The sequence below is a fragment of the Abyssibacter profundi genome (assembly GCF_003151135.1).
Lineage (GTDB): Bacteria > Pseudomonadota > Gammaproteobacteria > Nevskiales > OUC007 > Abyssibacter > Abyssibacter profundi.
Window position 1 is genome coordinate 1 of sequence record NZ_QEQK01000007.1, and the last position, 25,619, is coordinate 25,619.

The window sequence follows — 25,619 nt, forward strand, 5'->3', positions numbered from 1 at the left end:
CAGCGGCAGCAGCAACAAACCGCCCAGGGCACCTGAGCCGCCACCCGTGGAAGCCGCCGGCTGGCTGGGCGTACCGGGGTTGCTGCCCGTCCCGCCCACGCTCACCGTCGCCTTGGCCGTCGCGGTGGATTCGTCACTGGCCGTGACCATCAGGCTGGGCTCGTAGCTGCCCGGTCGGGTGTACACGTAGGTGGCCGTGTCTTCGGTCCCACACTGCGGGGCCTCACCGTCATCGAAGTCGAAGCAGTACTCGGTGATGGTTTCCCCTTCGCTGGTAAACGACTGCGAGCCGTCGAAGACCACCTGCAGCGGCGCCGGCCCCGAAGTCTCGTCGACCGTCAGCTGCGCCACCGTGCCGTTGTCGCCGCCCACCGTGATCAGAATCGTGGTCTCGATCATCACTTCATTCGACTCAGCGGAGTTACCGAATTCATCGACGACGATAACGTAAGCGGTGTATGTGCCGGCCGCCTCATACTCATGCGTGACCACGGCCTCGGTGGTCGGCGCCGAATACTCTTCGGAAGAGGCCTCATCACCAAACACGAACTGGTAGGTGAACGCATTGCCCTCCGCGTCTGCATAGGCCGAATCCGAGGCGTCGAAAGTTAGCGTCGCAGGGGCCTGGGCCTCGACTCGCTCCGACTGATCGTTGACGCGCAGCGAGGCACTGATACTGGAACCCGGTCCGGGCTCGTTCCCACCGGTTTCACCGCCGGTCACGGTGATGCTGTGGCTCGCGGTATCCATCGAACCTTCAGGATCGGTAACAGTCACCGTCACCAGGTAATCACCAGCCTCCTGGTACCGATGCAAAACAGTTGCATCGGAGGAAGGCGGCGTGACGGTGCCATCACCCAGATCGAAACCGTACTGCAACGAATCGCCATCGGCATCCGTAGATTCTGCTGCCGTGAAAACGACCTCTTCGTTGATCTCCGCCACCGTGGGCCCGGTCAGCACCGCCACCGGCGCAGCGTTGTCCCCGCTACCGATCTGCCCCGAGCCACCCGGATCATTGGATTCCGGATGCGTCGGCACCATGGAGTCGCAGTAGATGAACGGATCTTCTTCTGGCGTCTGCCCCGTGAGCTCACCGCCTGTCACGGTGGGAAGCTGAGGCGCGATATCGTTCCAGTACGTCTGACGCTGCAACAGCAGTTCCGTCTGGAACTCGCAGAACCCCAGATCCTTGACACGATCCTCGCCCTGGAAACCCAGGTGAGCCAGTGCGGAATCCACCACGCCTTTGGCTGGAACAGCCGAGAGTTCACCCCAGGCAATCTGCAACCACGGCGCAAGCGGATTGATCGGCGTCGATGTCGATAAGGGGTCCGTTAGCGAGCCGACCACGCCGAAATCTCCACCGGACGGGATGTAAGCCGCCTGCTCCATGGCGCGCCGGATAAACCAGTTGTTCATGGTCACCCCATTGGCGTCGACCATGGCCATCGCACCCTCCCCGGAGTCGACAATCCCGCCACTGTGCCCGAGACGCTTGCGTGCTTCGAGCAGGACGGCGGAGGTGACCCCTGCGGCCAGTGGCGTCGAGAAACTCGTGCCGGGAACGCTGGAGTTGATTTCGGTTTCGCAGTTCATGCAGTAAGGCAAGGCCTGCGTGTAGTCCGAGACGAAATCGGGAAGAATGCCCGAGAGCAACTGATCGGATTCGCTGCCCGGCTCTGCCTCGGGATCTTCCTCGATACCCGACACGCCGATCGACCACCAGGGTCCGGCTCCCGCTCGAAGATTGGAGAAGCCGACGTTGTTACCGGCTGAGCTGAAGTGCAGCTTGCCTTTGCCCACAACCGACTCGTAGGTGTGCTCGAAAGCGCGATTCTCCGGCAGCTGGAAGCCCGTGCCGGGAATCGAGACGCCGTAGCTCGTCGAGACGATATCGACCGCCGGATGAAGGAATGCCGCGCGATGCGATTCCTCACTACCCAGGGCGCCCTCCGACTCCACGAAATAAATGATGGCTTCAGGATTACCCGCCAGCACGGAGGAGCTGGTGCCCACGCCATGCGAGCTCTTACTGGATTCAGGAAGCAGCGGATTGATGCCTGCACCTGCGTATGAAGTGGCGATGATGTTCGTGCCGACAAAGTGATAGGGCGTGTTCGGCTCGACAGCGCTCCAGAAGGCGGCATCGGCAGCCAGATCCGCGGCGAAGTCACCGGTGCGGGTCAAGGCCACGACGTTCTCTGGACTGACACCGAGCTCGGCCAGCACCTCCTTGGTCACCGTCGATGGCTGCTGGTAGTAACCATCGTGGTACGGGTTGATTGCCGAGTCGATCACCGCAACAACAACCCGAGGCTGAGCCGGAACGGACGGCACGAGATCGTAGGCGTCGCCCGGCTCCACCTCCGATCCTCCCCCATCTCCATTGCCCGATGGCTCCCGCACAACCAGCTCGACGGCGCCGCCGAATCCAGCCGGTACGCCGAGATACAGATTGAAATCAACGGTGTAGCTGGTGAGCCCGTCCTGCACGAGGAACGAGGCCGTTTCGGGGTTGCTCGTCGTCACCGCCGAGGTCACCGTGGCACCGGACGCGTCCTCGCGCACAACGAAATCGTAGTCGCTTGTGGACTCGAGACTGATCTCAACCGTGGACCCGGGGAACTGCTCTGTGAACCCAGCCGGTACATCCACCGTCAGGGTCAAGCGGTCGCACTCGGCCAAGTTGGCGCCGGGGCATGCGCCCAGCGGATTCGAAAGCAACATGTCGCCGCCGGCAAACTCGACCCGCGGATTGGACGCCGTGAGTTCGGCCGTGGCCGGGCTGGTGTCGAATGCTGACACCGCCGGTGAAAGACACAACAACAACGCTGGCAGACTGCCTGCCAGAAAAGACTTACGCATTATGACTCCCCAAGTGGGTACAGAGACCCACAGACCAAGATCGGTTCCCGGTGCCGCTGACACCGAGCGCCAGTGAATATTCCGTTAACGGGAGCAAGATTGGGACCGTTGCCACCGGCGCTTCAAGCCGTGGCCGCAGCTTCCCACAAAAAAAGGCGGACCCCGGAGGGTCCGCCCTTGTAAGCCTCGAGCCCCGGGCGTAGCCGGGAACTCTTAGCCGATTACTTGCCTGAGGGCGCGAACTCCGGATAGGCCTCCATGCCGCATTCGGAGATATCCACACCTTCGGCTTCTTCTTCCTCGGAAACCCGTAGACCCATGACGGCCTTGAGGATGCCCCAGACGATGAGGCTGGTGAGGAACACCCAGAAGAAGATGACCGCCGCGCCGACCAGCTGACCGACGACGCTGGCGCCACCGGTCACACAGACCGCCATGACACCGAACAGGCCAACCACGCCGTGCACGGAGATGGCACCGACCGGATCGTCGATCTTCAGCTTGTCCAGACCGATGATGGAGAACACCACGATGACGCCACCCAGGGCACCGACGATGGTGGACATCAGCGGCGACGGCGATGCCGGATCGGCCGTAATGGCCACCAGCCCGGCCAGCGCGCCGTTCAGGGCCATCGTCAGGTCAGCCTTACCGAACAGGATCTTGGCGACCAGCAATGCCGCGACCAGACCACCGGCCGCAGCCGCGTTGGTGTTCAGGAACACGTTAGCGACTTCGTTGGCCACGGCGATACCGCCCAGCTTCAGCGTGGAACCACCGTTGAAGCCGAACCAGCCCATCCACAGGATGAACGTGCCCAGCGTCGCCAGCGGCAGGTTGGCCCCCGGGATGGCCTTGGCCTTGCCGTCTGCGCCGTACTTGCCCTTGCGGGGGCCCAGCAGCAGCACGCCAGCCAGTGCAGCGGCCGCGCCGGCCATGTGCACGATGCCGGAACCGGCGTAATCGCTGTAGTTCAGTTCGAACAGACCGAAAACGGCATCGCCATTCCAGGTCCAGGAGCCTTCCATCGGGTAGATGAAGCCCGTCATGACGACGGCAAAGGCCAGGAAGGCCCAGAGCTTCATGCGCTCGGCAACGGCACCGGAGACGATGGACATGGCCGTGGCCACGAACACCACCTGGAAGAAGAAGTCCGAAGCGCCTGCGTACTCGCCCATGTCGCCGAAGCCGGCTTCGTTGGAGGCGGCGAGAATGCCTGCGATGGCCTCTTCATCCATGCCGGCAACCGTGGTCACACCGGAGAGGAAGAAACCGCCGTCGTACATGATCTGGTAACCGCAGACCAGGTACATGATGGAGGCGATGGCGTAGAGCGAGACGTTCTTCGTCAGGATTTCCGTGGTGTTCTTGGCGCGGACGAGGCCGGATTCCAGCATGGCAAAGCCGGCGGCCATCCACATCACGAACGCACCACAGATCAAAAAGTAGAACGTGTCGATCGCGTATTGAAGCTCAAAAATTTCGTTTTGCATGATTCAGTCCTGTGCTCAGGGTTGAATAAAGACAGCCTGATCGCGATCGATCAGAGTGCGTCCTTGCCCGTTTCGCCAGTTCGGATACGAATGGCCTGTTCCAGCGGGACGACGAAGATCTTGCCGTCGCCGATCTTGCCGGTGTGGGCGGACTTGCTGATCGCCTCGATGGCTGGATCGAGCTGGTCGTCGTCGACGGCGACCTCGATCTTCACCTTGGGCAGGAAATCCACGACGTATTCAGCGCCGCGATACAACTCCGTGTGTCCCTTCTGCCGACCGAATCCCTTTACTTCCGTGACCGTGATGCCCTGGACCCCGACTTCGGAAAGAGACTCGCGCACTTCGTCGAGCTTGAAGGGCTTGATGACTGCTACGAGTAATTTCATGGTTATGACTGCTCCTTTCATGTGGTGGTAGAGCCGTCATCCCGCCGGCTCTGAACAGCACGGACGGTGAACGCAACGGGCGTGCCACCCCTCTGCCTCACCCCGGAAGACACGCGCCATCACGTGGGTTGGGTAGACTGTCGGTCTGAATCCCACATCGGATGCCCCCGTTGGATACCCGACAAATCGACGAAATCGCCCAGCGCTTGGCCATGACCCTGCCCCCAGGGCTCAAAAGCCTACGTAACGAGTTGGCCGACAACTTCAGGGCAATCCTGCAAAACCAGCTGGAACGCCTGGATCTGGTCAGCCGTGACCAGTTCGAAGCCCAGGCAGCGCTGCTATCGCGCACCAGTGCACGACTCAAGAGCCTGGAGTCGCGCGTCGAGGAACTTGAGGCCCAGCAGCGCCAGCGCGGCTAGCCGCTAACTCACGCGTGGGGCTGGCCACCGTCGCATCCCGAGCCCAGAACGGGCTGGAAGCCACCGCTGTGGCGGTGGAAGTCCATGTCGCTGGCGGCCTGCCCGGCATGACGATTGTGGGACTGCCCGAAGCGGCGGTCCGTGAATCCAAGGACCGGGTCCGCGCGGCCCTGGTCAACGCGGGGTTCCAGATGCCCCCTAGCCGGATCACGGTCAATCTCGCTCCGGCCGACCTGCCCAAAGAGGGCGGGCGATTCGACCTGGCCATCGCCATCGGCATCCTGGCCGCCAGTGGCCAAATTGATGACGCGCGCCTCGGCGACTGCGAATTACTGGGTGAACTGTCGCTGTCGGCCGAACTGCGCCCCATCCGCGGCGCCCTGCCATCCAGCGTACATGCGGGCCGAGCCGGCAAGACGCTCATCCTGCCGCAAGACAACGCCGCAGAAGCCGCGCTGGCAGGGCAGACGGTCGTCCGTGCCGCCGGCCATTTGCTCGAAGTCTGCGGCTGGCTGGCTGGACAAACCGACCTTCAGTCGGCCACCCCGCCAGCACAGTCGACCGCCGTCCAGCCCATGCCCGACCTACAGGATGTGCTGGGTCAACATCAGGGCCGTCGCGCGCTGGAGATCGCCGCCGCGGGGGGACACAGCCTGCTGATGATCGGGCCACCGGGCAGCGGCAAGTCCATGTTGGCCAGTCGACTGCCGGGCATCCTGCCGCCGCTGTCCGAAGCCGCGGCCCTGGATTGCGCCCAGGTTCAAAGCATTGGGCGCGACGGTTTTGACCCCCGGCATTGGGGGCAACGCCCCTTCCGGGCACCGCATCACACCGCCTCGGCGCCCGCCCTGGTGGGCGGGGGCGCCCCGCCACGGCCGGGGGAGATCACGCTCGCCCACCAGGGGGTGTTGTTTCTGGATGAACTGCCCGAGTTTCAGCGGGTCGTGCTGGAAGCCTTGCGCGAGCCGCTGGAGTCCGGACATGTCGTCATCTCCCGAGCCGCGCAACAAACCACCTACCCGGCTGACTTTCAGCTCGTGGCCGCCATGAATCCCTGCCCCTGTGGCTATGCGGGCGACCCGGAGCAGGCCTGCCGCTGTACGCCCGACCAGGTTTCACGGTATCGCGGGCGCCTGTCCGGGCCGCTACTGGACCGCATCGATATGCAGATTCATGTCCACCGTGCACCGATACGTGAGCTGGCCACGCAGCACGAGACGGGTGAACCGAGTGCCAAGGTGCGTCGGCGCGTCGAACAGGCACGCGCAACGGCGTGGACGCGGCAGGGCTGCGCCAATGCACAGCTGGTGGCAACCGCGCTGGACGCGCACACCCGGCTCTCCGATGCCGACCGCGATTTTCTGATCACGGCCGCCGAACGTCTCAAACTCTCGGCGCGCGGCCTGCACCGCACACTCCGGGTGGCTCGCACCATTGCAGACCTTTCGGGCGAGGACCGCCTCAGCAAAACGCACCTGACTGAAGCATTGAGCTACAGAAATCAGCTTAATACCTGAGATTTGCAACCACCGCACCATGGCGGTGCGCCTCGCCTGCACCACTTTCTTGCAGGCATGAAAAAGCCCGCAACTGCGGGCTTGTTCGAACCGGGACCACATTCGCCAGTGTGAATTACTCGACCGGCAACGCCCAGCTATACCCCACGATGGTGGAGAAACCCCCACCGGAACCTTCCAGATAAGTGAGCGCTAGAAAGTAGTCTTGGATATTGAGAGAAACGCCAAAGTCGAAGCGACCATCGTCAGCATTCTTGACAAAATTTGGGTCGCTCTCTGGTAACGAAGCCCGAACTTCGTAGGCATCGCCAAGAGGCTCCACATAGCCAACATGCCAGCCCAGCGACGTGCTGTCCGTCAGCGGTGTGTCGACATTGAGGTCGACATAGAGATACTCGTCATCGTCCGGCCCATCGACGCCAGCGGGGGCGTACCAGAGATAACCTGTGAACGGCCCGATGGCCGTGCCCGCGTAGATTTCGGTGATGCTGGATCCGCCCTGGCTGGGCTGTGACGGGTAGGCGTAGTAAATCGCCCCGAGGTCGACCAGACCGTTGCCCCAGCCCGCATAGAAGTCGACTTCCTCGTTACCATCAGCCACGGAATCGACCTGTCCATCACCGTCGGAATCCAGACCAAATGCGCTGGTGTTCGAGACCCAAACGCCCCCGTAGGCGCCGGATCGATGGCTGTAATCCAGCCCGCCCCACACCTGCGGAGAACCCGACGCCAGACCACGGAACACGTACTCGGAGGCCACGCCGATGCTCGCATCCAGCTCGGCCTGTGCGGGCAGCGCCGCGCCTATTCCAGCGACGGACAGCGCCGCGACCATTGTCGATTTCAGTTTCATTCAGTCCACTTCCCTAGACGTGCAATTCATCGCGAAGGACCTGCGACGGGACCAGAGCATATCAGCCTGGGCCGGTGATCAGAACACGCGAGCGCGCCGCCCCTCACAAACGAAAAGGGCCGCGAAAGCGGCCCTTTTCTACTTGCAGTCGTCTGCGCGTCGATTAGATGTCGAACGCGAATCCGCCGCTGACGATGACTTTCATTTCATCCTCAAAATCGTCTCCTGGCCCGAAGGCATTCGGCGACTCAATGTCAGTACCAACCAGCGACAGCCCCATGAAGAGACCACTTTCTGACTCAGCATTAATGCCGATCGAATAATCAATATAGCTGTCGTCTGTGGAGCCAAGTGATTGGAGGATCAGTTCGTTACCATCACCAGAGTTGTGCTGCAGGCTCACATCAAATGTCATCGCGTCAGTGATGGGCGCGGAAAAACCAACGCTGATGCCAATAGCCTCGCCATCGAAGGAGAAGTAAGTGTCTGGCGCAAAATACAAGCCCAGCGAAAACATACCAGCCGAAAGACTTCCGTACAGCTCAAAGGTATTGTTAGAAGGGTCTGGCTCGTTCGCAGAGGAAACCGCTTCATCCTCTTCTGAGTAGTAGTAGTAGATCGCGCCAAAGTCGTAGCCCAGAGTCTCAGATTCGCCAGAGAAACCAGCGTATAGGTCCAGCTCTGAACCAGCACCACCTGCACCGCCAGCGAATCCGATCTGAGCAGCCCAGGCTCCAGCATAAAAGCCCGAAGCATCCGCGTAGTCAATACCACCGAATGCCGCGGTGCCGCCACTTTGCGGAATGCCACGGAAAAGGTAGTCGCTCATGAAGCCTGCATTGACGCTGGTTTCGGCCGCAGCAGTGCTGGAAAAGACTGTCGCGCCAACGATTGCTGCGCTCAAGATTGAACGTTTGAATTCCATTTGGTTACGCCCCTTACTCCTAAACATTGATAGTTCCGCGGAACACAGCCCAGTGACTGCGAACCCGCTCATGCGTAGCAATCCACATGCCACGCAAGGTGGCGGATTCGCTACTCAGGCCGCTATGGCCCCCTGTGGGCTCTGATTCCTCGAACCCCGCCGAGTGCTGTGATCCCCTGATTCAAGTTGTAGAGACTCAGTTCGACGTTTACTGTCCGCGCCGCAAACTCATCCCGCGACCCGGTGCTGCGGCGCACAACGCGCGGCCGCCCTCTCCTCGAAGCAAGGCCCATGCCGAAACTGAACGACCGACAACAGGCTGCCGTCGAGCATGTCTCCGGCCCACTGCTCGTGCTGGCAGGCGCGGGCAGCGGCAAGACCCGCGTCATCACTGAAAAAATTGGCTATCTCATCGAGCATGCCGGCGTCGAACCGCGGCATATCGCAGCGGTGACCTTCACCAACAAGGCCGCCCGGGAAATGCGCGAGCGCGTGGGCAAACGCGTGCGCCGCGATGCAGTTGGGCAGATGACGATTTCCACCTTCCATCGCCTGGGCCTGGACCTGCTGCGCGAAGAGCACGACGCCATCGGCCTGCGCGCGAACGTGTCGATTCTGGATGCCGAAGACACCTCGGCGCTGATTCGCGACCTCGGTGTCACGGAGCCCGATCGCATCAAAATCGCCCTGCGGTGGATCTCGGATCAGAAGCAGCTGCTCCTCAGTCCGGCGGACACGGCTGCGGCCGCAGAATCCGAAGCCGACGCCACGTTGGCCCGCCTGTACGAGCAATACGAAGCGCATCTGGCGGCCTATAACGCCGTGGACTTTGATGACCTCATCGTCAAACCCACTCGCCTGCTGCAGGACGACGAATCCGTCCGCAACCGCTGGCAAAGGCGCATCCGCTACCTGCTTGTCGACGAGTACCAGGACACCAACCCCGTGCAGTACGCGATGATGCGCGCACTCGTGGGTGTACGGGCCCGGTTCACCGTGGTGGGCGATGATGACCAGTCGATTTATCGGTTTCGCGGCGCTCGGCCGGAGAACCTCGCCGATCTCAAGGTGGACTACCCCGAGCTGCAGGTCATCAAGCTGGAACAGAACTACCGGAGTACCAGCCGGATTCTCCGATCGGCCAACTCGGTCATCGAGCGCAATACGCGCCTGTACGAAAAGACGTTGTGGAGCGCGCTGGGCGAAGGCACCAAGGTTCGCGTGCTCAACGTGCCGGATGACACGGTCGAAGCCGAGCGGGTGGTCTCCCGCATGCAAACCCATCGGATTCGCAGCAACGACAACTGGTCTGACTACGCCATCCTGTACCGCAGCAATCATCAGGCGCGACTCATCGAGCAGGCCCTGCGGGCCCAGGGCATCGCCTACAAAATGACCGGAGGCCGTTCGTTTTTTGATCGCGCCGAAGTCAAGGACCTGGTGGCCTATCTGCGCCTGCTGGCCAATCCGGACGACGACCGGGCCTTTTTGCGCATCATTAACGTGCCGCGCCGTGAATTGGGCCCAGCCACGCTGCAGCGGCTGGGCAACTACGCTCAGGAACGCGGCTGCGCCCTGTTGCAGGCAGCCCAGGAAGCCAGCGCGCTAGGGCTGATCAGCGGCCGGCAGGGCGCGGAGCTGGCGCGCTTCTGCAACTGGCATGAGCGGCAATCACGCACGACGGCCCATATGCGTCCCGACCACATCCTCGCCGAAATCATCGCCGAGTTGGCCTATCGAGACTGGCTGGCCGCGACCACGCCCGACAAGGTGCGCGCGGACCGCAAGCTCAAGCTGGTCGACGAACTGATGGACTGGACCCGACGACTGGCCGAGGACGAGCGCAGCCTGGACGACGTAGTCAACCATTTCAGTCTGGTCGACATGCTGGAAAAGCAGGATGACGGAGAGGGCAAGGACGAGGTCCAGCTGGCCACGCTGCATGCCTCGAAGGGCCTGGAATTCCCCAACGTGTTCATCGTCGGGATGGTCGACGGCATTCTCCCCCACGAGAACACCGAAGACGTGGACGAGGAGCGGCGCCTGTTCTACGTGGGCATCACCCGCGCCCAGGCCACGCTGACGCTCACGGTGCCCCAGCAGATCAAACGAGGCGGTGAGCTCGTGGACGTCCCGCCCAGCCGGTTCCTGCAGGAACTCCCCGAAGCCGATGTGGACTGGCCCGATGCGGCCGCCGATGCCGCAGAACAACAGGCCCAACGTCAAAAGCAGATCGAAGCGTTACGGGCCCGCTTCGGGGCCCGCTCGGCGCAGAACGCCGAGTCGGACTAACCACCGGGCATCCCATACAACAACGGCCGCAAAAGCGGCCGTTGTTGGACAATACTGCCGCGCCTGCATGGCACGGGCAGCAAGCGGAGGTTTAGACGCCCGCCTGTTCCAGCATCAAGTCCACAGACTCCTGAACCTGGGCCTCGGAGAGCGAGGGATCACCGGCCATCGGCGGCATCGCGCCCTTGCCATTGATCACGCTGTTCACGAGCCCGTCGCGACCTTCGGCATCCAGACGTGCCTGCCAGGCTGCGGTGTCATCCAGTTTGGGCGCACCGGCCACGCCGGCGCTGTGACAGCCGGCGCACAAGCCCTGGACGATGTCCTCGGCCGAACGCGCATCCTCACCACCCGCGTCGGCGCTGCTGGCAACCTGAATCGCATTCGGGTCGGTGATGACCTGGCCCACAGGCGCAATCCGTGACTGCACGCGCTCGCGGGTGATCTGGCGAATCTCGTCGGTGTCTTCTTCGGAGGTGATCACACCGGCGATCACCGCGATCACCACGGTCAGCGCAACCAGAAAGCCGATTACGCCCAGAAATGTTGTGACAAATACCTTGTCGTGGTTTGAGTCCACGGCTACGCCTCAACCGATCAGATGAATTCTTGGTTCCGGCCGCGAGTGCGCGCCGGCATGGGGCGCGGATATTAGCATGAGCCAGCCGGATCGCGCCGGGCTGTACCCGCCAGCCGGCGACGACTTCATCATGACCGGCCGTCTCGACATGCTGGCGCGGCGTACCGGCAAACCGCAGACTAAACGCCATCGGGGCACACCACCGGATCGACAGACGGGGGATGGGGATTCAAATCGACTATTCGGGGCTGCGCTTTGCCTCGAAGCCATCGGAGCGGGAATTTAGGACCCGCTTCAGAGACGGGGGGCGACTGGGCCGCTGGGCCATGGTGATCGCCTGCCTGGTGCTAACCGTCCCGCGTCCGCTGCTGGATACGGCGCTGCTGGGCGCACCCGCCAGCGTGCATGAGGGTTGGCAGGCGTGGACGGTCTGGCTCATCCCCCTCGCCGCCCTGGCCTGCGCGGCCACCCTGCTCCACCGGCCCTGGTATGCCCTGTCGACGGTGGCCACCTTCACGCTGGCTGCCTTGGGCCTGGCGTACAGCGCACAGCTAACCGTGGCGCTGGGACGCCTCAGCCCGGACCAGCCACTCACCGGGCTGGCACTTTGCCCGCTGCTTTTTTGCGTACTGGTTCGAGCCCGCCTGCTGTCGGGTGTGCTGATGGCGATACTGACCCTGGCCACCGGCTCCGCCGCCATGCACGCCGCCCCGGAGGCCTTCGCCACACGCGACTATCTGGTCTTTGTCTGCCTCTGTGCCATTGCCGTGGTCGCCAGCCTGTCCGTTGAGCTGACCGCGCGCCGTGCCTGGATGGCCCGCGAATCCCTGATGTGGTCGGCGACGTATGACGATCTCTCGGGCTTGCTGAACCGGCGCGCCTTTGAGGACCAGATGGATCGGGTGCTGCGCATGGCCATGCGACAGCGCAATTCCCTCTGCCTGCTCTGCGTAGACATCGACCACTTCAAACGAGTGAATGATCGGTACGGCCACCTCGCCGGCGATGAGGTGATTCGCTGCGTGGGCGAGGAATTGCGCATCGCCTGCCAGCGTCCCCTGGATCTGGCCGGGCGCATGGGCGGCGAAGAATTCCTGCTGGCGTTTTACGAGGTGGACGCCGCGCAAGCGGTGGTGCTGGCTGAACGCGTCCTGCACCGGATCCGCAATCTCGTCGTCCACCCGGACAGCGAGCAGCCGATCCGGGTCACCGTCAGTATTGGTGCCGCTGTGGGCACGCCTCTGTCGCACTCGACCATGCGGGATTTCATGTGCCTGGCCGATCGCCTGCTGTATCAGGCCAAGCGGGCGGGACGTGATCGCGTCATCCACGGCCAGCTGGACTCAAGCGGCCATCAGACCGCGACGCCAGTCACGAATCCCGCAGGCCTGCAGCCCTGAGCGCAACCAAAATGTCACGCGCCGGGCGGATACTGGCGGCCTGCACCCACCGCGCGTTGGCGCAGACGGGTTGATACCGGGCCCGTCACTCCTCCCGGTTGCCAGTGACGCCATCCGTCAGGAGGCTGCGATATGTCGATCCGGCACATCACACCCGCCCCGCGCTTGCGCAATCCGCATCCGCTGGTCTTTGGCCACCGCGGTGCCCGCGGTCACGCTCCGGAGAACACACTACTGGGCATCGAAACCGGGATACGCCTGGGCGCAGACTGGATCGAGGTCGACGTTCATCTCAATGGCGGACGCCCGGTGCTCATGCATGACATGACACTGGACCGCAGCACCAACGGTCGCGGCCGGGTTGCCGAAGTCACCCCGGACTACCTGGACGCGTTGGATGCCGGGCGGGGTCAACACGTACCGACGGTGCAACAGGCCATCGAGTGCATCGACCGCCGAGCAGGCCTTAACCTGGAACTCAAGGCGCGTGGTTTGGCGGAGGTGATCGTGCACCAAATTCGCCACGCCGTGCAGGTCCTGGGTTGGGACTGGTCCGAAATCCTCGTCTCGAGCTTCGACCTGCATGAGCTTCGGCAGGTCAAGGCGCTAGAGCCACGCATCGCCGTCGGCGCGCTTTACTGCGGTGTACCGCTGGACTACGCAGCGAGCGCCGAGGCGCTGGGCGCGGTCTCCGTCCATTTGTCGCATGAATTTCTGGCGCCCAACCTGCTCGCGGACGCGCGGGCACGCGGGCTGGCGATTTACGTCTATACCGTGAATCAACCCGAGGAGATCGAGCGGCTCCGCGCCCTGGGCGTCGACGGGCTGTTCACGGACTACCCGGAACGCGTGGCCGTGCTGGACCGGGCCGCCTAATCCGCCCCGGCCCAACCCGTGTCGCTACCGCTGCTGGTGGCGTGACCGAAAGCGCGCCATCAGGGCCTCGGGCCGCCGGGTCTTATTGTCGTCGTTGAGGACGTAAACCACCGTACGATTTGCCGTGCCGGCGCCAATCTCGGTGAACCGATAGGGCGCCTCCCAGGTGACCTTAAACGCCTGCAGGTCTTCCCAGCGATCGAATACGTAGAACCGACCGTCGTAAAGCACTTCGCCGTAGAACGGATCCGTGCCCGACAGCTCGCCATCGTATAAGGCGACCGAGGCAATGCCCTCACGCTTGGCCTTGTCCTCATCGGTCAGACCAAAGACCAGGGTCTGGCCGTCCGGCCCCTCGCCGATGCGTACGAGCCGGTAAGGCGTATGGCCGTACTCCAAAAACGCCTTGTACGTCGTGAAATCGTCGAATACATAGACGCGCCCTTCGTGATGCGCCTCGTAGTAGTCCGACGTGTCGATGACCGGGCCGGCCGGCTCGGTGATCGCCGGGGGCATCGCATCCGTCCCCTGATAGGTATGCGGAACCGCGCAGCCGGCGGCGGCGAGGGTCGAGAGGGCGGCCAGCGAGTAGGCCAATCGTGTCTGGGTCATGGTGTCCTCCTGAACTGGCGCGCAGCTTGCCGATTTGATTTGACAGGGCCGTGACACGCATTCTTCATCGGGCTGTCATACAGCAATCGCAGGCTCATACGTTGGATGCATCCCTGCCACACGCACGCGCTTTCCCGCATGCAGTGCAACACATTGCTGACCCGAGCTAAAGACACCTCATGACCGACAACGCGACGCCCGCCGCGGATAGCTACCAGCCAGACCACTACATCAACCGCTGGCTCTCGCTGCTGGAGTTCAACCAGCGCGTGCTCGAACAGGCCAAGGACGACCGTGTTCCGCTGATCGAACGCATGAAGTTTCTTTGCATTTCCTGCTCCAATCTCGACGAGTTCTACGAGGTGCGCGTGGCAGGTCTCAAGCAAATGGCCGAGGTGGGTGCAGTCCAGACGGGGCCGGACAACATCCTGCCCACAACCTTGCTGGGGCAGATCAGTGAACGCGCCCATCGACTCGTTGCCGAGCAGTACGGAACCCTCAATGCGGTGCTCATCCCTGCACTGGAGCAGGAGAACATTCGCTTTGTTCGACGGGTGGACTGGGCCTCCAACGCGGCGCAAGACGCTTGGCTGCGTGAGTACTTTCACCAGGAACTGTTGCCGGTGCTCTCGCCCATCGGGCTCGATCCAGCCCATCCGTTTCCGCGCATCATCAACAAGAGCCTGAACTTTGTCGTCTCGCTCGATGGCAAGGACGCCTTTGGCCGCACCGCGCGATTCGCCGTGGTGGGGGCGCCGCGTTCGCTCCCCCGGCTCATCCAGATTCCGCCGGAGGTGCCGGGCACCGGGCCCCACGATTTCGTGTTTCTCTCGTCGGTGATTCACGCGTATGTGGATGAATTATTCCCCGGCATGACGGTGTCCGGTTGCTACCAGTTCCGTGTCACCCGCAATTCCGAGCTCTTTGTTGACGAGGAAGAGGTCGACGACCTGCTGCTGGCATTAGAAGGTGAACTGCCGCAGCGGCAATACGGCGATGAGGTCCGGCTGGAAGTGGCACACAACTGTCCCGACGGCGTCTGGCAGTACCTGCTCGACAAGCTGGGACTGACCGAGGATGACTTGTTCCGCGTCGACGGCCCCGTGAACCTCAACCGACTGATGGCCCTGGGTGATCTGGTCGATCGACCCGACCTCAAATATCCACCGTTTACCGCGCGTCTGTCGTCCAGCCTGGGACAGGACCGCATCTTCGACACCATCAGCCGCAAGGATGTCCTGCTCCACCATCCGTTTGATTCGTTCGCGCCGGTCGTCGAGCTGCTACGCGCCGCGGCCCGCGACCCGCAGGTCCTCGCCATCAAGCAAACCCTTTACCGCACCGGCACCGACTCGGCCGTGGTGGATGCCCTAATCAAGGCGGCCCACGCCGGCAAGGAGGTCACCGTCGTGGTCGAGCTGCGTGCCCGTTTTGACGAGGCGGACAACATCGGCCTTGCCGAGGCCCTGCAGGAGGCCGGCGCCCATGTCGTCTATGGTGTTGTGGGGCACAAGGCACACGCCAAGATGGTGCTCATCGTGCGCCGCGAGCAGGGACGGCTGGTGCACTACAGCCACCTGTCGACGGGCAACTACCACCCCCGCACGGCCCGCCTCTACACCGACTATGGCCTGTTGACCGCCAACCCGGCCATCGGCGAAGACGTGCACCGCGTGTTTCTTCAGCTCACCAGTCTCGGCAAGGTCCTGAAGCTGGACAAGCTGTTGCAATCCCCCTTTACCTTGCACCCCGGTGTGATCGAGTGCATTGAGCGCGAGGCCGAGCATGCGCGGGCCGGACGCCCGGCCCGGATCATCGCCAAGATGAACTCGCTCACCGAGCGCTCGGTGATTGACGCCCTGTACGCCGCCTCAGCCGCAGGCGTGGAAATCGATCTGGTCATCCGCGGCATGTGCTGCCTGCGGCCAGGCGTTCCGGGCCTGTCGGAGCGCATCCGCGTACGCTCGGTCGTCGGCCGTTTCCTCGAACACACCCGGGTCTACTACTACGCCAATAACGGCCAGCCGGCGCTGTACGGCTCCAGCGCGGATTGGATGGAGCGCAATTTGTTCCGGCGGGTGGAAACCGCATTTCCGGTCTTGGACAAAAAGCTCGCGCAGCGCATCGTCGACGAGCTGGAGCTGTATCTGGCCGATAACACCCAGGCTTGGGAAATGGCTGCCGATGGCAGCTACACGCGAGCGCCGGCGGGCGAACCCGCAATCTGTGCACAACAGGCCTTGATGGAAGGCTAGGGCACAGGCTGCTTGATCGGCCCCGCTGTGCTCAGGCCTCGCGCACGCGCAGCTTGTACCCCGCCGGCTTGAGCAAGGCCTGCTCTTGCTCGAGGCCGGCTCGGGTCAGCGCATGATCAGCCAGCCACTGGGCATCGAACTGGATGCTCACCTGCTGTTCCCGCACCTGAATGACAACGGCAGGCATGGGATCATGCGTACGACCGCGGCGCAGAATCACTGCCAGTCGCAGCAGAATCGCCAGCCGCAGGATCCGCTCACGGGCCGGCTGCGGGACGCCATCGAGTACCGAAGGTCGGAACTTGCCTCGGTGCAGGCGCACCAGCGCCGCCAGCATGCGCTGATCCAATTGCGAAAATCCGTGGAGGTCACCGTTGCGCACCAGGTATTCGCCGTGCTTGTGATACGAGCCATGCGCGACGAATAAGCCGATCTCGTGCAACTGGGCGGCCCAACTCAGCAGCTGCCGGGCAGCGGTGTCACCCGCCAGCTCTGACCAACCGTCCTCCACACCGTCCAGCATCGCCATGGCGGTGGCCCGCACACTGTCGGCATGCGCAGCATCCACACCGAAACGGCGTGCAAGCCCCGCCACCGTGTCATGCCGGACATCGTGATCGCTGAGACGCCCGAGCAGGTCATAGATCACGCCCTCGCGCAGGGCGCGATCCGAGACGGTCATACGTGTGATGTTCAGCGCATCGAACAGTCCGGCCAGCACCGCCAATCCTCCGGGGAAGATGGGCTTTCGGTCCTCGCGCAAACCATCGAGGTTCAGCGCATCGATACTGCCCAAGCCCACCATGTGATCGGCGAGCTGGTCGAGGCCTTCCGGGGTGATGGCACCATCACCCCAGCCACAGCCGGCAATGACTTTTGCGATGGCCCGCACCGTGCCCGATGCACCGATACAAACGTCCCAGCCGGCGGCCCGGTAGTCGGCCACCAGATACTCCGTCTCCAGCCTTGCGGCCATGCGCGCGGCCACGAACCGCTTTCGGGTGATGTTGCCGCCGCCAAAGAATCGATCGGTAAACGACACACAGCCCATGCGCACGGATTCAAGCAAACGGGGCTGATCACGCTCGCCGATGATAACTTCGGTGCTGCCCCCACCAATATCGATCACCAGGCGGCTCGGTTGCTCCGCACCCAGGCCGTGGACCACACCACCGTAGATGAGCCGGGCCTCTTCAACGCCGGAGATCACCTCCACTGGATGGCCCAGTGCCTGCTCGGCTGCGCTCAGAAATTGTTCCGGCCGCCGCATGCGCCGCAGCGTGTTGGTCCCGACGATACGCACCCGCCCCGTCCGAATCGGCCGCAGCCGCTGCCCGAATCGCTCCAGGCAGGCCATCGCCCGTTGCTGGGCCTCGGCAGACAGCTGCTTGTCGGCATCTAGCCCCGCGCCCAGTCGCACCGGCTCTCGCAGCTTGTCGACAACCGTAATCTCCTGTCCGCGCGGACGGGCCACGATCATGTGAAAACTGTTGGACCCGAGGTCGACAGCGGCCACGTCATCGACGGTCTCGCGGGCCTCGGTCACGCCAGGGCCTGGGTCAGTCCAGCGATCAGTAACCACACGGCCACCACCAACGCGCTGAGATACGTCAAACCGGCGCCCACCTGGCGGGATCGACTGAAACTGCGACGCAGCAACGCCGTGGAGAACAACAGCCGCGCGAACACAAACACCAAACCCAGCACCCACACAGCCAAGGCAGGCGCCCACTGCTCCAGCAGCAACAACATGATCAGGAAGATCGGTGTGTGCTCGGTCGCATTCGCATGTGCACGAATAGCCCGCAATAAGGGGGCATGCCCGCCATCACCCAGCGAGACCTGATGCTGGATGCGGAGCTGGGACACACGCAGGGCAAGAATCAGGATCAACAGGCCGCTTAAGGCCGCCGTCACCGCGGTCGCGGTATAGAGCATTGCGGGGGCTCCGGTTCAATGGAGCGGCGATAGTAACGTAGCCTTTGGACAGGCTCGGTGACTGATGTTTTCCGTGGCGCAGCCCGACGCCCTCGCCGACGGTGCCTGCCGACCCAGAACAGGCCAAGCAGGGGCGATCAATGGTATCCTCCGTGATTGACTCCATTTGATGCTTCGCGGACCATTGCGGCCCCGCTGGCAGCGCTTGCCTCAACTTCCTTGACGACTTAATCCGATGATTCGACTTGCGAAACTCGCCTGCGTGGTCGCGCTGGCCTCTGTCTCCACGGTCTGGGCTCAGGATGGCGACGCCGAAAAAGGCGAAGCGCTGGCCTACACCTGTGCTGGCTGCCACGGCATTGCCGGCTACACGAATGCCTATCCGACCTTTCGCGTCCCGCGCCTTGGTGGTCAGCACCCCGAATACATCGTGGCAGCGCTGACGGCTTACAAGACCGGTCAGCGCAAGCACCCGACCATGGTCGCGCAGGCGGCGTCGTTGACCGAAGAGCAGATCAAGCACATCGCCGCCTATGTCACCCAGGCACCGCAGGTGGGTGATGATGTGGATGTGGTCCCCACTGGAGACCCGGCCAAGGGCGAACAGCTCTCACAGGCCTGCGTGGCCTGCCATGGCGCCACCGGCGCATCCGGAATCACCCAGTACCCGATTCTTGCCGGACAGCATCCTGACTACCTGGCCCATGCGCTCACGGCCTACAAGACGGGCGAGCGCAACAACGCCATCATGAAGGGCTTCGCAGCCAACCTGTCGAAGGACGACATCAAGCACCTGGCTGCCTGGTTCGCCTCGCAGAACGAGCCGCTGTACACCCCGAACTTCGACGACTAGCCGGTCGCGGCAAGCCTGCCGCCCGCTCGCCTCACCAAACGCCCCGTCATGGGGCGTTTGTGTTTGCACTGCAATAGTGCATGCCTTTAGGCTCCGTACGGCTGCATCAACCAAGATCTTTCTTCGTTCTGCAGCACAATGGCAATATGCCTGTCACCCGGCGCGGGAAGAATGCCGGGATTCCACGCACACGCCTGTTCGGAGAAGCGCCCCATTGTGGGGCGGGCAGCGTGTGCACGCGGTTGTATCTAAAGGAGTCGAAATGAACAAACTGCTTTTGGGTTCTCTTCTGGCCAGCCTGCCGATGGCAAGCATGGCGTCAGATCCGTTCCAGCACGTCGATGCCTATCTGGTCTCCACCAACCTGGAGATTGGCGGCGTCGACGATGACGGCGATGGTTTCGGCATTTCTGGCTCATTCCGAGTGGGCGAGCAAGCTTTCATCGACGCGGAATATCAAAGCGCAGAAACCGATGACTTCGAGATCGAAATTGACCAGCTCCGTCTCGGCCTTGGATTTCATTCCATGGAATCGACCGCAGGACTGACCTTCTACGGTCAGGGCGAATACCTGCAGTTTGACGGTAACGGCGACGACGAAGATGGCTTCGGATTGCATGGAGGCATCTTGATTGCGGCCACCGAGCAGCTGCGGTTCAAGGGCGAGCTGGGCTACCTCACGCTGGACGATGTCGATGGCCTGGAGTACACCCTGGGCGCCAGCTTCGACATCACCCCCAATATCGGCCTGTTCGCTGACTACCGTCTGACCGGACTCGAAGACGACAACAACAACGAATTGGACCTCACCGACGTCAAGCTCGGCGTCAGCATGCTGTTCTAGGCTGAACCGGCGGTCATCGCCAACACCCAGAAACGGCGGGCCCAGCGCCCGCCGTTTCTCGTTTCAACAAGCCCATTTTGCCAATCCGTCCGGCAACTGGCAGATTGGCGCCCGATCTTACAATCAAGGGAATGATGCTCTGATGTCTTTCAAACGATTGGCCGCGGGTCTCGCGCTCGCCCCGTTCGCAGCCGCCGCACAAGGCCCCTCTTACGATTACCTTGATATCAGCTACATCGATTCCGAGGCGGAAGACGACACCGAGGGTGATGGCTTCGGCGGAGAGATGGTGGCGTCGTTTGCCGACGGCGCATTCTTCATCGGCGAGTACTCCACCCGCGAATTCGAAGACGGCGGCTCCTCGCTGGAATTGTCCGTCCTGAGCCTGGGCATCGGGGTGGCCGGGCCAGTCGGAGAGAGTGAACTGATCAGCGCCTTTGGCGCGCTGACCTATGAGGATGCCGAGGTCGAGGTGAACGTGCCCGGCTTTGGTTCGGGAGACGAGAGTGAAAGCGGATACGGGCTGCAAGGTGGCCTGCGTGCCATGTTGTCCGACAACTTTGAACTGCACGCGCGATACAAGCGGCTCGACATCGACGACGACAATGAAACCTTGGTGCGTTTTGGAGCGGTGCTTGGCCTCGACCAAGGATTCAGCGTGACGTTGGACTACGAAACCTATGATGAGGCAGAAATCGACGAATTAATGCTGGGCGTGCGCTTCGATTTCGGCGTCTAATTTCTTAGCAGGCATTAAAAAAGGCGGGCTTTTGCCCGCCTTTTTTGGACTGCTAACCGGCTTAGAGCGGTGTAACGTTCTCAGCCTGCGGTCCCTTCTGACCCTGCACGACGCGCATGGTGACCTTCTGGCCTTCATGCAGCGTCCGGCGTCCGGAGCCATTAATTGCGCTGAAATGGACAAACACGTCTTTGCCGCCTGCGCGCTCGACAAATCCGAATCCCTTCTCGTCATTGAACCACTTGACGGTTCCTTCGATCTCTTCAGACATTCCTTCTCTCTTTCAAACAACGGCGCTGGACATTTCAGCGTCTTCAATACTGACCCGGACAGGCCAGCTCAATCGCATTCTACGCATGCGATCAGGAAAACCATGCACGATTGTATGACATCCGACGAACGGTCACCTTAGCGGTTGACTCCGCGTATTCCACCGTTCAAAACAAATTTGACGGACCGTAGGCCGATCAATGGCGGGCATCTAGGACGACCTGGGGAAGCCCGGGCCGAGTCACATAAACCCTAGAACTTCAACAACATCCCCATGTATCCGCCGCGAAACTCGGCGTCGACGGCATAGTTGCTGGTCGTAAAGCGATAACGGCGGGACTGCAGACCAAACTCCAATCCCAGCGGGGCGATGACAGGCCACAACAGGCTCCCCCGGGCGTGGATGGCCCGGTCGGCGCCCGATTCGACATAGGCGGCTTCGACCCGCAACGTAATCGGGCCGAACGGCGCCACATCCGCCCGCAGCAACGCCAGTGGATACGTCTCGTCGTATCGGTCGGTCTGCGCGGCTTCTCCGTCCTCCTGGCGCGTCACCAGGCCATCGACGTTCTCGATCATGACGCCCAGGCCGAGCCGAACACCCTCTGTAATCAACGGCAGCGTCAGGGATAAGGCCGTCAAATCGAAATCCGCACGGGCGGTTCCCGTCGATCCCGGCAAGATCAGCGCGCCGTCGGTCTGTCCGGTGGCACCTGCCTGCAGCCCCTGACGCTCGAGCAGCACATCGGGCCACCAACGCCCCGGCGGCGAGGCGCCTAAACGGAAATAGGATTGCCCGTTGCCTTCGTTGGACAAATCCGTGAAGTCGACCTGATCGGAGGTATCCCGCACCTGGCCGCTGGCATCGAAACTCCACTGCCCCAACGCAAGCTCACCGTGCCAGGCGGCCGCCTCCGCGCCCGCCAATCCGGACCAGAGGCCAACCAGCAACCCAAGACACCACCGAGCCCATCGCGTATCACACATGCCAGCCTCCCTGCCGAATGATCAAACCCTGAAGGCGTTAGGGAAACACGCTTGCCGACCGCTGCGCCACCACAGTGCCGCCCCGAACAGGCGACCAGACCCGTCTCGCCTAGGCGCCGCGTCTCTGCATGAACACCAGCTTCTCGAACAGGTGGATGTCCTGCTCGTTCTTGATCAGCGCTCCGTAAAGCGGCGGCAGCGATTGCTTGCTACTGGCCTCACGCAGCGTGGAGGCGTCGATATCTTCAGCCAGCAGCAGCTTGAGCCAGTCGATCAATTCCGATGTCGATGGCTTTTTCTTAAGCCCCGGCGCCTCGCGCAGGTCGAAGAAGATTTCCATGGCCACCCGCAGCAGTTCCGGCTTCAGCTTGGGGAAATGGACATCGACAATCGCCTGCATCGTGTCCTTGTCCGGGAAACGGATGTAATGAAAAAAGCAGCGGCGCAGGAAGGCGTCCGGCAATTCTTTTTCATTGTTGGAGGTAATGATGATGATCGGCCGGTATTTTGCCGTGATGGTTTCACGGGTTTCGTAAACATCGAACTCCATGCGATCGATCTCGCGCAGCAAGTCGTTCGGGAACTCAATGTCGGCCTTGTCGATCTCGTCGATCAGCAGCACGGGCTGCTCGTCACACTGGAAGCACTCCCACAAAGGCCCACGGACGATGTAGTTGGCGATGTCGTGAACCTTCTCTTCGCCCAACTGGGAGTCACGGAGCCGCGAGACCGCGTCGTATTCGTAAAGCCCCTGCTGGGCCTTGGTCGTCGATTTGATATGCCATTCGAACAAAGGCTTGCCAAGCGACTGAGCCACTTCCTGCGCCAGCAGCGTCTTGCCGGTCCCGGGCTCGCCCTTGATCAGCAGCGGACGGCCCAACGCCACCGCCGCATTCACGGCCAGCTTCAAGTCATCGGTGGCGACGTAGCGTTCGGTTCCCTCAAATCGATTGGTCATGGTGTCCTGAGTCTTTTGAGCATCGGTGGAGCGCACGGCGCGGCGCTAGGGCTGTGGCCACCCGCAGCCGGGGGCGCTCTGCGTCTAATCCTAGAGTATCCCGGCAGCCGATGAGCAGGCGCTCCGGCCGCCGGGCGCAAGACGGCTAGGCGCGGGCCTGCAGCATGGCGACTGCGGGCAGCGTCTTGCCTTCCAGGAATTCCAGAAAGGCGCCACCGCCCGTCGAGATATAGGAGACCTGCTGTTCGATGCCGTACTTGTCGATGGCCGCAAGGGTGTCGCCGCCGCCCGCAATCGAAAAGGCATCTGAGCCTGCGATGGCCTGGGACATGGCCTCGGTGCCGCCGGCAAACTGATCGAACTCGAACACGCCGACGGGGCCGTTCCAGACGATGGTGCCCGCACCATCGAGCAACGCCGCCAACGTCTTGCGGGTATCGGGCCCCACGTCGAGCACCATGTCCTGCTCGCCAATCTGGTCCACCGGCTTCACCGTGGCTGGTGCGTCGGCAGAAAACGCAGTGGCAACGACCACGTCACTGGGCAGCGGAATATCGCCGCCCTTGGCCTTGACGGCGGCCATGATTCGCTGGGCCGTCTCGATCAGATCCGGCTCATGCAGCGACGCCCCTACGGTCACACCGGTCGCGGCCAAGAAAGTGTTGGCGATGCCGCCACCGAGCACGAGCTGGTCGACTTTGTCGATAAGCGATTCGATGACACCCAGCTTGGATGACACCTTGGACCCGCCGATGATCGCAACCAGCGGCCGCGCGGGGTCGCCCAGCGCCTGGCCCAGCGCATCCAACTCAGCGGCCAGCAGCGGCCCGGCGCAAGCCACCGGGGCAAACTTGCCGGCGCCATGCGTCGACGCCTGGGCCCGATGCGCGGTGCCGAAGGCGTCCATTACGTAGATGTCGCACAGCGCCGCCATGCGCTTGGCCAGCTGCTCGTCATCGGCCTTCTCCCCTTCGAGAAAGCGCACGTTCTCACACAACACCACATCGCCAGGATTCGGCGCATCCATGGTGAGCCAGTCGGTAATCAGCGGCACGGGCGCGCCCAGGGCTTCGCCCAGCCACTCGGCGACAGGCTGCAGGCTGTACTTGGCCTCGGGCTGACCCTCGGTGGGTCGGCCGAGATGAGACATGATCATGACGCGGGCACCGGCATCACGCGCCGCACGAATCGTGGGCAGGGCGGCCTTGAGCCGGGCGTCAGAGGTGATGCGACCGCCGTCCAGCGGCACATTGAGATCTTCGCGAATCAGGACCCGCTTATTGGCCAGGTCCAGGTCGGTCATGCGTTTCATGCAGTGCTCCTCGAAGCAGGCCATTCGCATCCGGCGAACGGCGGGCGCGGGCAGCTCGACATGCCGACGCCAGAAAATAGGGGGACCCGCTGAAGCCATACAGGCGGCCGACTCAGATCGAGCGGGCCGCCTGCACGGTGGGATCGCGGGCGATGACGGGTGGGCGCCCCATGCGCTCGCCACCCGTCACGGCGCCATCGGCCTGGATCAGGCCTTGGCCAAGGCCAACGTGGTGTCCAGCATGCGGTTGCTGTAACCCCATTCGTTGTCGTACCAGGAGCAGACCTTGATCAGACCGCCATCGATTTCGCGGGTCAGGCCGGCATCAAAGGTGCTGGAGGCGGCATCGTGGTTAAAGTCGATGGAGACCAGCGGTGCGTCGTTGTAGTTCAGCACGGCGGACAACGGACCGGAGCTGGCGGCGTCCTTCATGATCTGGTTGATCTCGTCCGCCGTGGTCGCACGACCCGGCTTGAAGGTCAGGTCAACAATGGACACGTTGATCGTCGGCACGCGGATCGCGAAGCCGTCGAGCTTGCCCTTGAGTTCCGGCAACACCAGACCCACGGCCGCGGCGGCACCGGTCTTGGTCGGAATCATGGACTGCGTGGCCGAGCGCGCACGACGCAGATCCGAGTGATAAACGTCGGTCAGCACCTGGTCGTTGGTAAACGCGTGGATCGTCGTCATCAGGCCCGACTCGATGCCCACGGTGTCCTGCAGGGCCTTGGCAACCGGCGCCAGGCAGTTGGTCGTGCAGGAGGCGTTGCTGACGATCTGATCGCCAGATTCCAGCGTGTCGTGGTTGACGCCATAGACGATGGTCTTGACGTCGGAGCCGGCCGGCTGCGAGACAACCACGTGCTTGGCACCGCCCTGGATGTGGGCCATGGCCTTGTCCTTGCTGGCGAAGAACCCGGTGCACTCCAGCACCACGTCCACGCCCAGCTCGCCCCAGGGCAGCTCGGCCGGATTGCGGTTAGCCAGCACCTTGATCTTGTCGCCATTGACGACCATGGAATCGCCCTCGACGCTGACCGTGCCCGGGAACTTACCGTGGGCCGTGTCGTACTGGGTCAGGTGCGCATTGGTGTTGGCATCGCCCAGGTCGTTGATGGCAACGATCTGGATTTCGTCGGTGCGGCCGGACTCGTACAGCGCACGCAGGACATTGCGGCCGATGCGGCCGTACCCGTTGATCGCGATCTTCGTAGCCATGTGTTCTCTCCTTGGTTA

23 protein-coding genes are annotated in these 25,619 nt (G+C 62.6%); 9 read left to right on the forward strand and 14 right to left on the reverse strand.

Translation table 11 applies throughout. The features are described from left to right. From DEH80_RS08735 to glnK, 3 genes are all read right to left on the reverse strand, one after another. A partial coding sequence (locus DEH80_RS08735; protein WP_119254155.1) for a PKD domain-containing protein occupies window positions 1-2,868 on the reverse strand: 2,868 nt, incomplete at its 3' end. 221 nt (window positions 2,869-3,089) lie between these two features. Beyond that, on the reverse strand, window positions 3,090-4,361 hold the full coding sequence (locus tag DEH80_RS08740; protein WP_109720119.1) for an ammonium transporter family protein: 1,272 nt from the start codon (window positions 4,359-4,361) through the stop codon (window positions 3,090-3,092). 50 nt (window positions 4,362-4,411) lie between these two features. Next, window positions 4,412-4,750 carry a P-II family nitrogen regulator gene (gene glnK, locus DEH80_RS08745; protein WP_109720120.1) on the reverse strand — a complete coding sequence of 113 codons (339 nt, stop codon included), beginning with the start codon at window positions 4,748-4,750 and terminating at the stop codon, window positions 4,412-4,414. 170 nt (window positions 4,751-4,920) lie between these two features. On the opposite strand from glnK, the gene DEH80_RS08750 reads away from it, so the two are divergent. Both DEH80_RS08750 and DEH80_RS08755 read left to right on the forward strand, forming a co-directional pair. Then, a complete protein-coding gene (locus tag DEH80_RS08750; protein WP_243412780.1) occupies window positions 4,921-5,172 on the forward strand; it encodes an accessory factor UbiK family protein in 252 nt (83 codons plus the stop codon). A 14-nt stretch (window positions 5,173-5,186) separates the two neighbouring features. Then, window positions 5,187-6,689: a YifB family Mg chelatase-like AAA ATPase gene (locus DEH80_RS08755; protein WP_109720122.1), complete on the forward strand. Its 1,503-nt coding sequence runs from the start codon at window positions 5,187-5,189 to the stop codon at window positions 6,687-6,689. A gap of 115 nt (window positions 6,690-6,804) precedes the next feature. Here the strand turns inward: DEH80_RS08755 and DEH80_RS08760 are convergent, their stop codons facing one another. Together DEH80_RS08760 and DEH80_RS08765 are read right to left on the reverse strand one after the other, a co-directional pair. Continuing rightward, window positions 6,805-7,542: a TorF family putative porin gene (locus tag DEH80_RS08760; protein WP_109720123.1), complete on the reverse strand. Its 738-nt coding sequence runs from the start codon at window positions 7,540-7,542 to the stop codon at window positions 6,805-6,807. Window positions 7,543-7,705: 163 nt separating this feature from the next. After that, a complete protein-coding gene (locus DEH80_RS08765) occupies window positions 7,706-8,467 on the reverse strand; it encodes a TorF family putative porin (RefSeq protein ID WP_165831384.1) in 762 nt (253 codons plus the stop codon). A 291-nt stretch (window positions 8,468-8,758) separates the two neighbouring features. Here DEH80_RS08765 and DEH80_RS08770 point away from each other — a divergent pair, with 291 nt between their 5' ends. Next, window positions 8,759-10,759, forward strand: coding sequence for a UvrD-helicase domain-containing protein (locus DEH80_RS08770; protein WP_109720125.1), 2,001 nt, complete (start codon window positions 8,759-8,761; stop codon window positions 10,757-10,759). Window positions 10,760-10,850: 91 nt separating this feature from the next. On the opposite strand, the gene DEH80_RS17695 is transcribed toward DEH80_RS08770, so the two are convergent. After that, on the reverse strand, window positions 10,851-11,339 hold the full coding sequence (locus DEH80_RS17695) for a c-type cytochrome (RefSeq protein WP_109720126.1): 489 nt from the start codon (window positions 11,337-11,339) through the stop codon (window positions 10,851-10,853). Window positions 11,340-11,560: 221 nt separating this feature from the next. Here DEH80_RS17695 and DEH80_RS08780 point away from each other — a divergent pair, with 221 nt between their 5' ends. Together DEH80_RS08780 and DEH80_RS08785 are read left to right on the forward strand one after the other, a co-directional pair. After that, entirely contained in the window at window positions 11,561-12,739 is a 1,179-nt protein-coding gene (locus DEH80_RS08780) for a GGDEF domain-containing protein (protein ID WP_109720127.1), read from the forward strand. A gap of 132 nt (window positions 12,740-12,871) precedes the next feature. Further along, complete coding sequence (locus DEH80_RS08785; protein WP_109720128.1) at window positions 12,872-13,615, forward strand: glycerophosphodiester phosphodiesterase; 744 nt, start codon at window positions 12,872-12,874, stop codon at window positions 13,613-13,615. Between the two features lie 24 nt (window positions 13,616-13,639). Here the strand turns inward: DEH80_RS08785 and DEH80_RS08790 are convergent, their stop codons facing one another. Next, window positions 13,640-14,227 carry a hypothetical protein gene (locus DEH80_RS08790; RefSeq protein ID WP_109720129.1) on the reverse strand — a complete coding sequence of 196 codons (588 nt, stop codon included), beginning with the start codon at window positions 14,225-14,227 and terminating at the stop codon, window positions 13,640-13,642. Between the two features lie 179 nt (window positions 14,228-14,406). Here DEH80_RS08790 and ppk1 point away from each other — a divergent pair, with 179 nt between their 5' ends. After that, window positions 14,407-16,482, forward strand: a complete 2,076-nt coding sequence (ppk1, locus tag DEH80_RS08795; protein WP_109720130.1) for a polyphosphate kinase 1 — start codon at window positions 14,407-14,409, stop codon at window positions 16,480-16,482. A 31-nt stretch (window positions 16,483-16,513) separates the two neighbouring features. On the opposite strand, the gene ppx is transcribed toward ppk1, so the two are convergent. After that, on the reverse strand, window positions 16,514-18,028 hold the full coding sequence (ppx, locus tag DEH80_RS08800) for an exopolyphosphatase (protein WP_109720131.1): 1,515 nt from the start codon (window positions 18,026-18,028) through the stop codon (window positions 16,514-16,516). Beyond that, entirely contained in the window at window positions 18,025-18,420 is a 396-nt protein-coding gene (locus tag DEH80_RS08805; RefSeq protein ID WP_109720132.1) for an MAPEG family protein, read from the reverse strand. The genes ppx and DEH80_RS08805 overlap by 4 nt, the downstream gene beginning before the upstream one ends. 235 nt (window positions 18,421-18,655) lie before the next feature. Between DEH80_RS08805 and DEH80_RS08810 the strand changes: the two genes are divergently transcribed. From DEH80_RS08810 to DEH80_RS08820, 3 genes are all read left to right on the forward strand, one after another. Next, window positions 18,656-19,273: a c-type cytochrome gene (locus DEH80_RS08810; protein ID WP_109720133.1), complete on the forward strand. Its 618-nt coding sequence runs from the start codon at window positions 18,656-18,658 to the stop codon at window positions 19,271-19,273. A 262-nt stretch (window positions 19,274-19,535) separates the two neighbouring features. Next, the gene (locus tag DEH80_RS08815; RefSeq protein WP_109720134.1) at window positions 19,536-20,117 is read left to right on the forward strand and encodes an outer membrane beta-barrel protein; all 582 of its coding nucleotides are present in this window, start codon (window positions 19,536-19,538) and stop codon (window positions 20,115-20,117) included. Between the two features lie 142 nt (window positions 20,118-20,259). Next, complete coding sequence (locus DEH80_RS08820; protein ID WP_109720135.1) at window positions 20,260-20,856, forward strand: outer membrane beta-barrel protein; 597 nt, start codon at window positions 20,260-20,262, stop codon at window positions 20,854-20,856. A gap of 61 nt (window positions 20,857-20,917) precedes the next feature. On the opposite strand, the gene DEH80_RS08825 is transcribed toward DEH80_RS08820, so the two are convergent. The 5 genes from DEH80_RS08825 to gap all read right to left on the reverse strand — a co-directional run bounded on the left by DEH80_RS08825 (window position 20,918) and on the right by gap (window position 25,601). Further along, window positions 20,918-21,127 carry a cold-shock protein gene (locus DEH80_RS08825; RefSeq protein ID WP_109720136.1) on the reverse strand — a complete coding sequence of 70 codons (210 nt, stop codon included), beginning with the start codon at window positions 21,125-21,127 and terminating at the stop codon, window positions 20,918-20,920. Between the two features lie 251 nt (window positions 21,128-21,378). Continuing rightward, window positions 21,379-22,113: a hypothetical protein gene (locus tag DEH80_RS08830; RefSeq protein ID WP_133249183.1), complete on the reverse strand. Its 735-nt coding sequence runs from the start codon at window positions 22,111-22,113 to the stop codon at window positions 21,379-21,381. A gap of 109 nt (window positions 22,114-22,222) precedes the next feature. Beyond that, on the reverse strand, window positions 22,223-23,071 hold the full coding sequence (locus DEH80_RS08835) for an AAA family ATPase (protein WP_109720138.1): 849 nt from the start codon (window positions 23,069-23,071) through the stop codon (window positions 22,223-22,225). Window positions 23,072-23,216: 145 nt separating this feature from the next. Continuing rightward, window positions 23,217-24,383, reverse strand: a complete 1,167-nt coding sequence (locus DEH80_RS08840) for a phosphoglycerate kinase (RefSeq protein WP_207774543.1) — start codon at window positions 24,381-24,383, stop codon at window positions 23,217-23,219. Window positions 24,384-24,590: 207 nt separating this feature from the next. Beyond that, the gene (gene gap, locus DEH80_RS08850) at window positions 24,591-25,601 is read right to left on the reverse strand and encodes a type I glyceraldehyde-3-phosphate dehydrogenase (RefSeq protein ID WP_109720141.1); all 1,011 of its coding nucleotides are present in this window, start codon (window positions 25,599-25,601) and stop codon (window positions 24,591-24,593) included. Window positions 25,602-25,619: the final 18 nt, after the last annotated feature.

Excerpts from the sequence above, each read along its gene's own strand:
- DEH80_RS08740 (WP_109720119.1), bottom strand. The coding sequence starts at position 4,361 with ATGCAAAACGAAATTTTTGAGCTTCAATACGCGATCGACACGTTCTAC.
- glnK (WP_109720120.1), bottom strand. The coding sequence starts at position 4,750 with ATGAAATTACTCGTAGCAGTCATCAAGCCCTTCAAGCTCGACGAAGTG.
- DEH80_RS08760 (WP_109720123.1), bottom strand. The coding sequence starts at position 7,542 with ATGAAACTGAAATCGACAATGGTCGCGGCGCTGTCCGTCGCTGGAATA.
- DEH80_RS08765 (WP_165831384.1), bottom strand. The coding sequence starts at position 8,467 with ATGGAATTCAAACGTTCAATCTTGAGCGCAGCAATCGTTGGCGCGACA.
- DEH80_RS08770 (WP_109720125.1), top strand. The coding sequence starts at position 8,759 with ATGCCGAAACTGAACGACCGACAACAGGCTGCCGTCGAGCATGTCTCC.
- DEH80_RS08780 (WP_109720127.1), top strand. The coding sequence starts at position 11,561 with ATGGGGATTCAAATCGACTATTCGGGGCTGCGCTTTGCCTCGAAGCCA.
- DEH80_RS08785 (WP_109720128.1), top strand. The coding sequence starts at position 12,872 with ATGTCGATCCGGCACATCACACCCGCCCCGCGCTTGCGCAATCCGCAT.
- DEH80_RS08790 (WP_109720129.1), bottom strand. The coding sequence starts at position 14,227 with ATGACCCAGACACGATTGGCCTACTCGCTGGCCGCCCTCTCGACCCTC.
- ppk1 (WP_109720130.1), top strand. The coding sequence starts at position 14,407 with ATGACCGACAACGCGACGCCCGCCGCGGATAGCTACCAGCCAGACCAC.
- DEH80_RS08805 (WP_109720132.1), bottom strand. The coding sequence starts at position 18,420 with ATGCTCTATACCGCGACCGCGGTGACGGCGGCCTTAAGCGGCCTGTTG.
- DEH80_RS08810 (WP_109720133.1), top strand. The coding sequence starts at position 18,656 with ATGATTCGACTTGCGAAACTCGCCTGCGTGGTCGCGCTGGCCTCTGTC.
- DEH80_RS08815 (WP_109720134.1), top strand. The coding sequence starts at position 19,536 with ATGAACAAACTGCTTTTGGGTTCTCTTCTGGCCAGCCTGCCGATGGCA.
- DEH80_RS08820 (WP_109720135.1), top strand. The coding sequence starts at position 20,260 with ATGTCTTTCAAACGATTGGCCGCGGGTCTCGCGCTCGCCCCGTTCGCA.
- DEH80_RS08825 (WP_109720136.1), bottom strand. The coding sequence starts at position 21,127 with ATGTCTGAAGAGATCGAAGGAACCGTCAAGTGGTTCAATGACGAGAAG.
- DEH80_RS08830 (WP_133249183.1), bottom strand. The coding sequence starts at position 22,113 with ATGTGTGATACGCGATGGGCTCGGTGGTGTCTTGGGTTGCTGGTTGGC.
- DEH80_RS08835 (WP_109720138.1), bottom strand. The coding sequence starts at position 23,071 with ATGACCAATCGATTTGAGGGAACCGAACGCTACGTCGCCACCGATGAC.
- DEH80_RS08840 (WP_207774543.1), bottom strand. The coding sequence starts at position 24,383 with ATGAAACGCATGACCGACCTGGACCTGGCCAATAAGCGGGTCCTGATT.
- gap (WP_109720141.1), bottom strand. The coding sequence starts at position 25,601 with ATGGCTACGAAGATCGCGATCAACGGGTACGGCCGCATCGGCCGCAAT.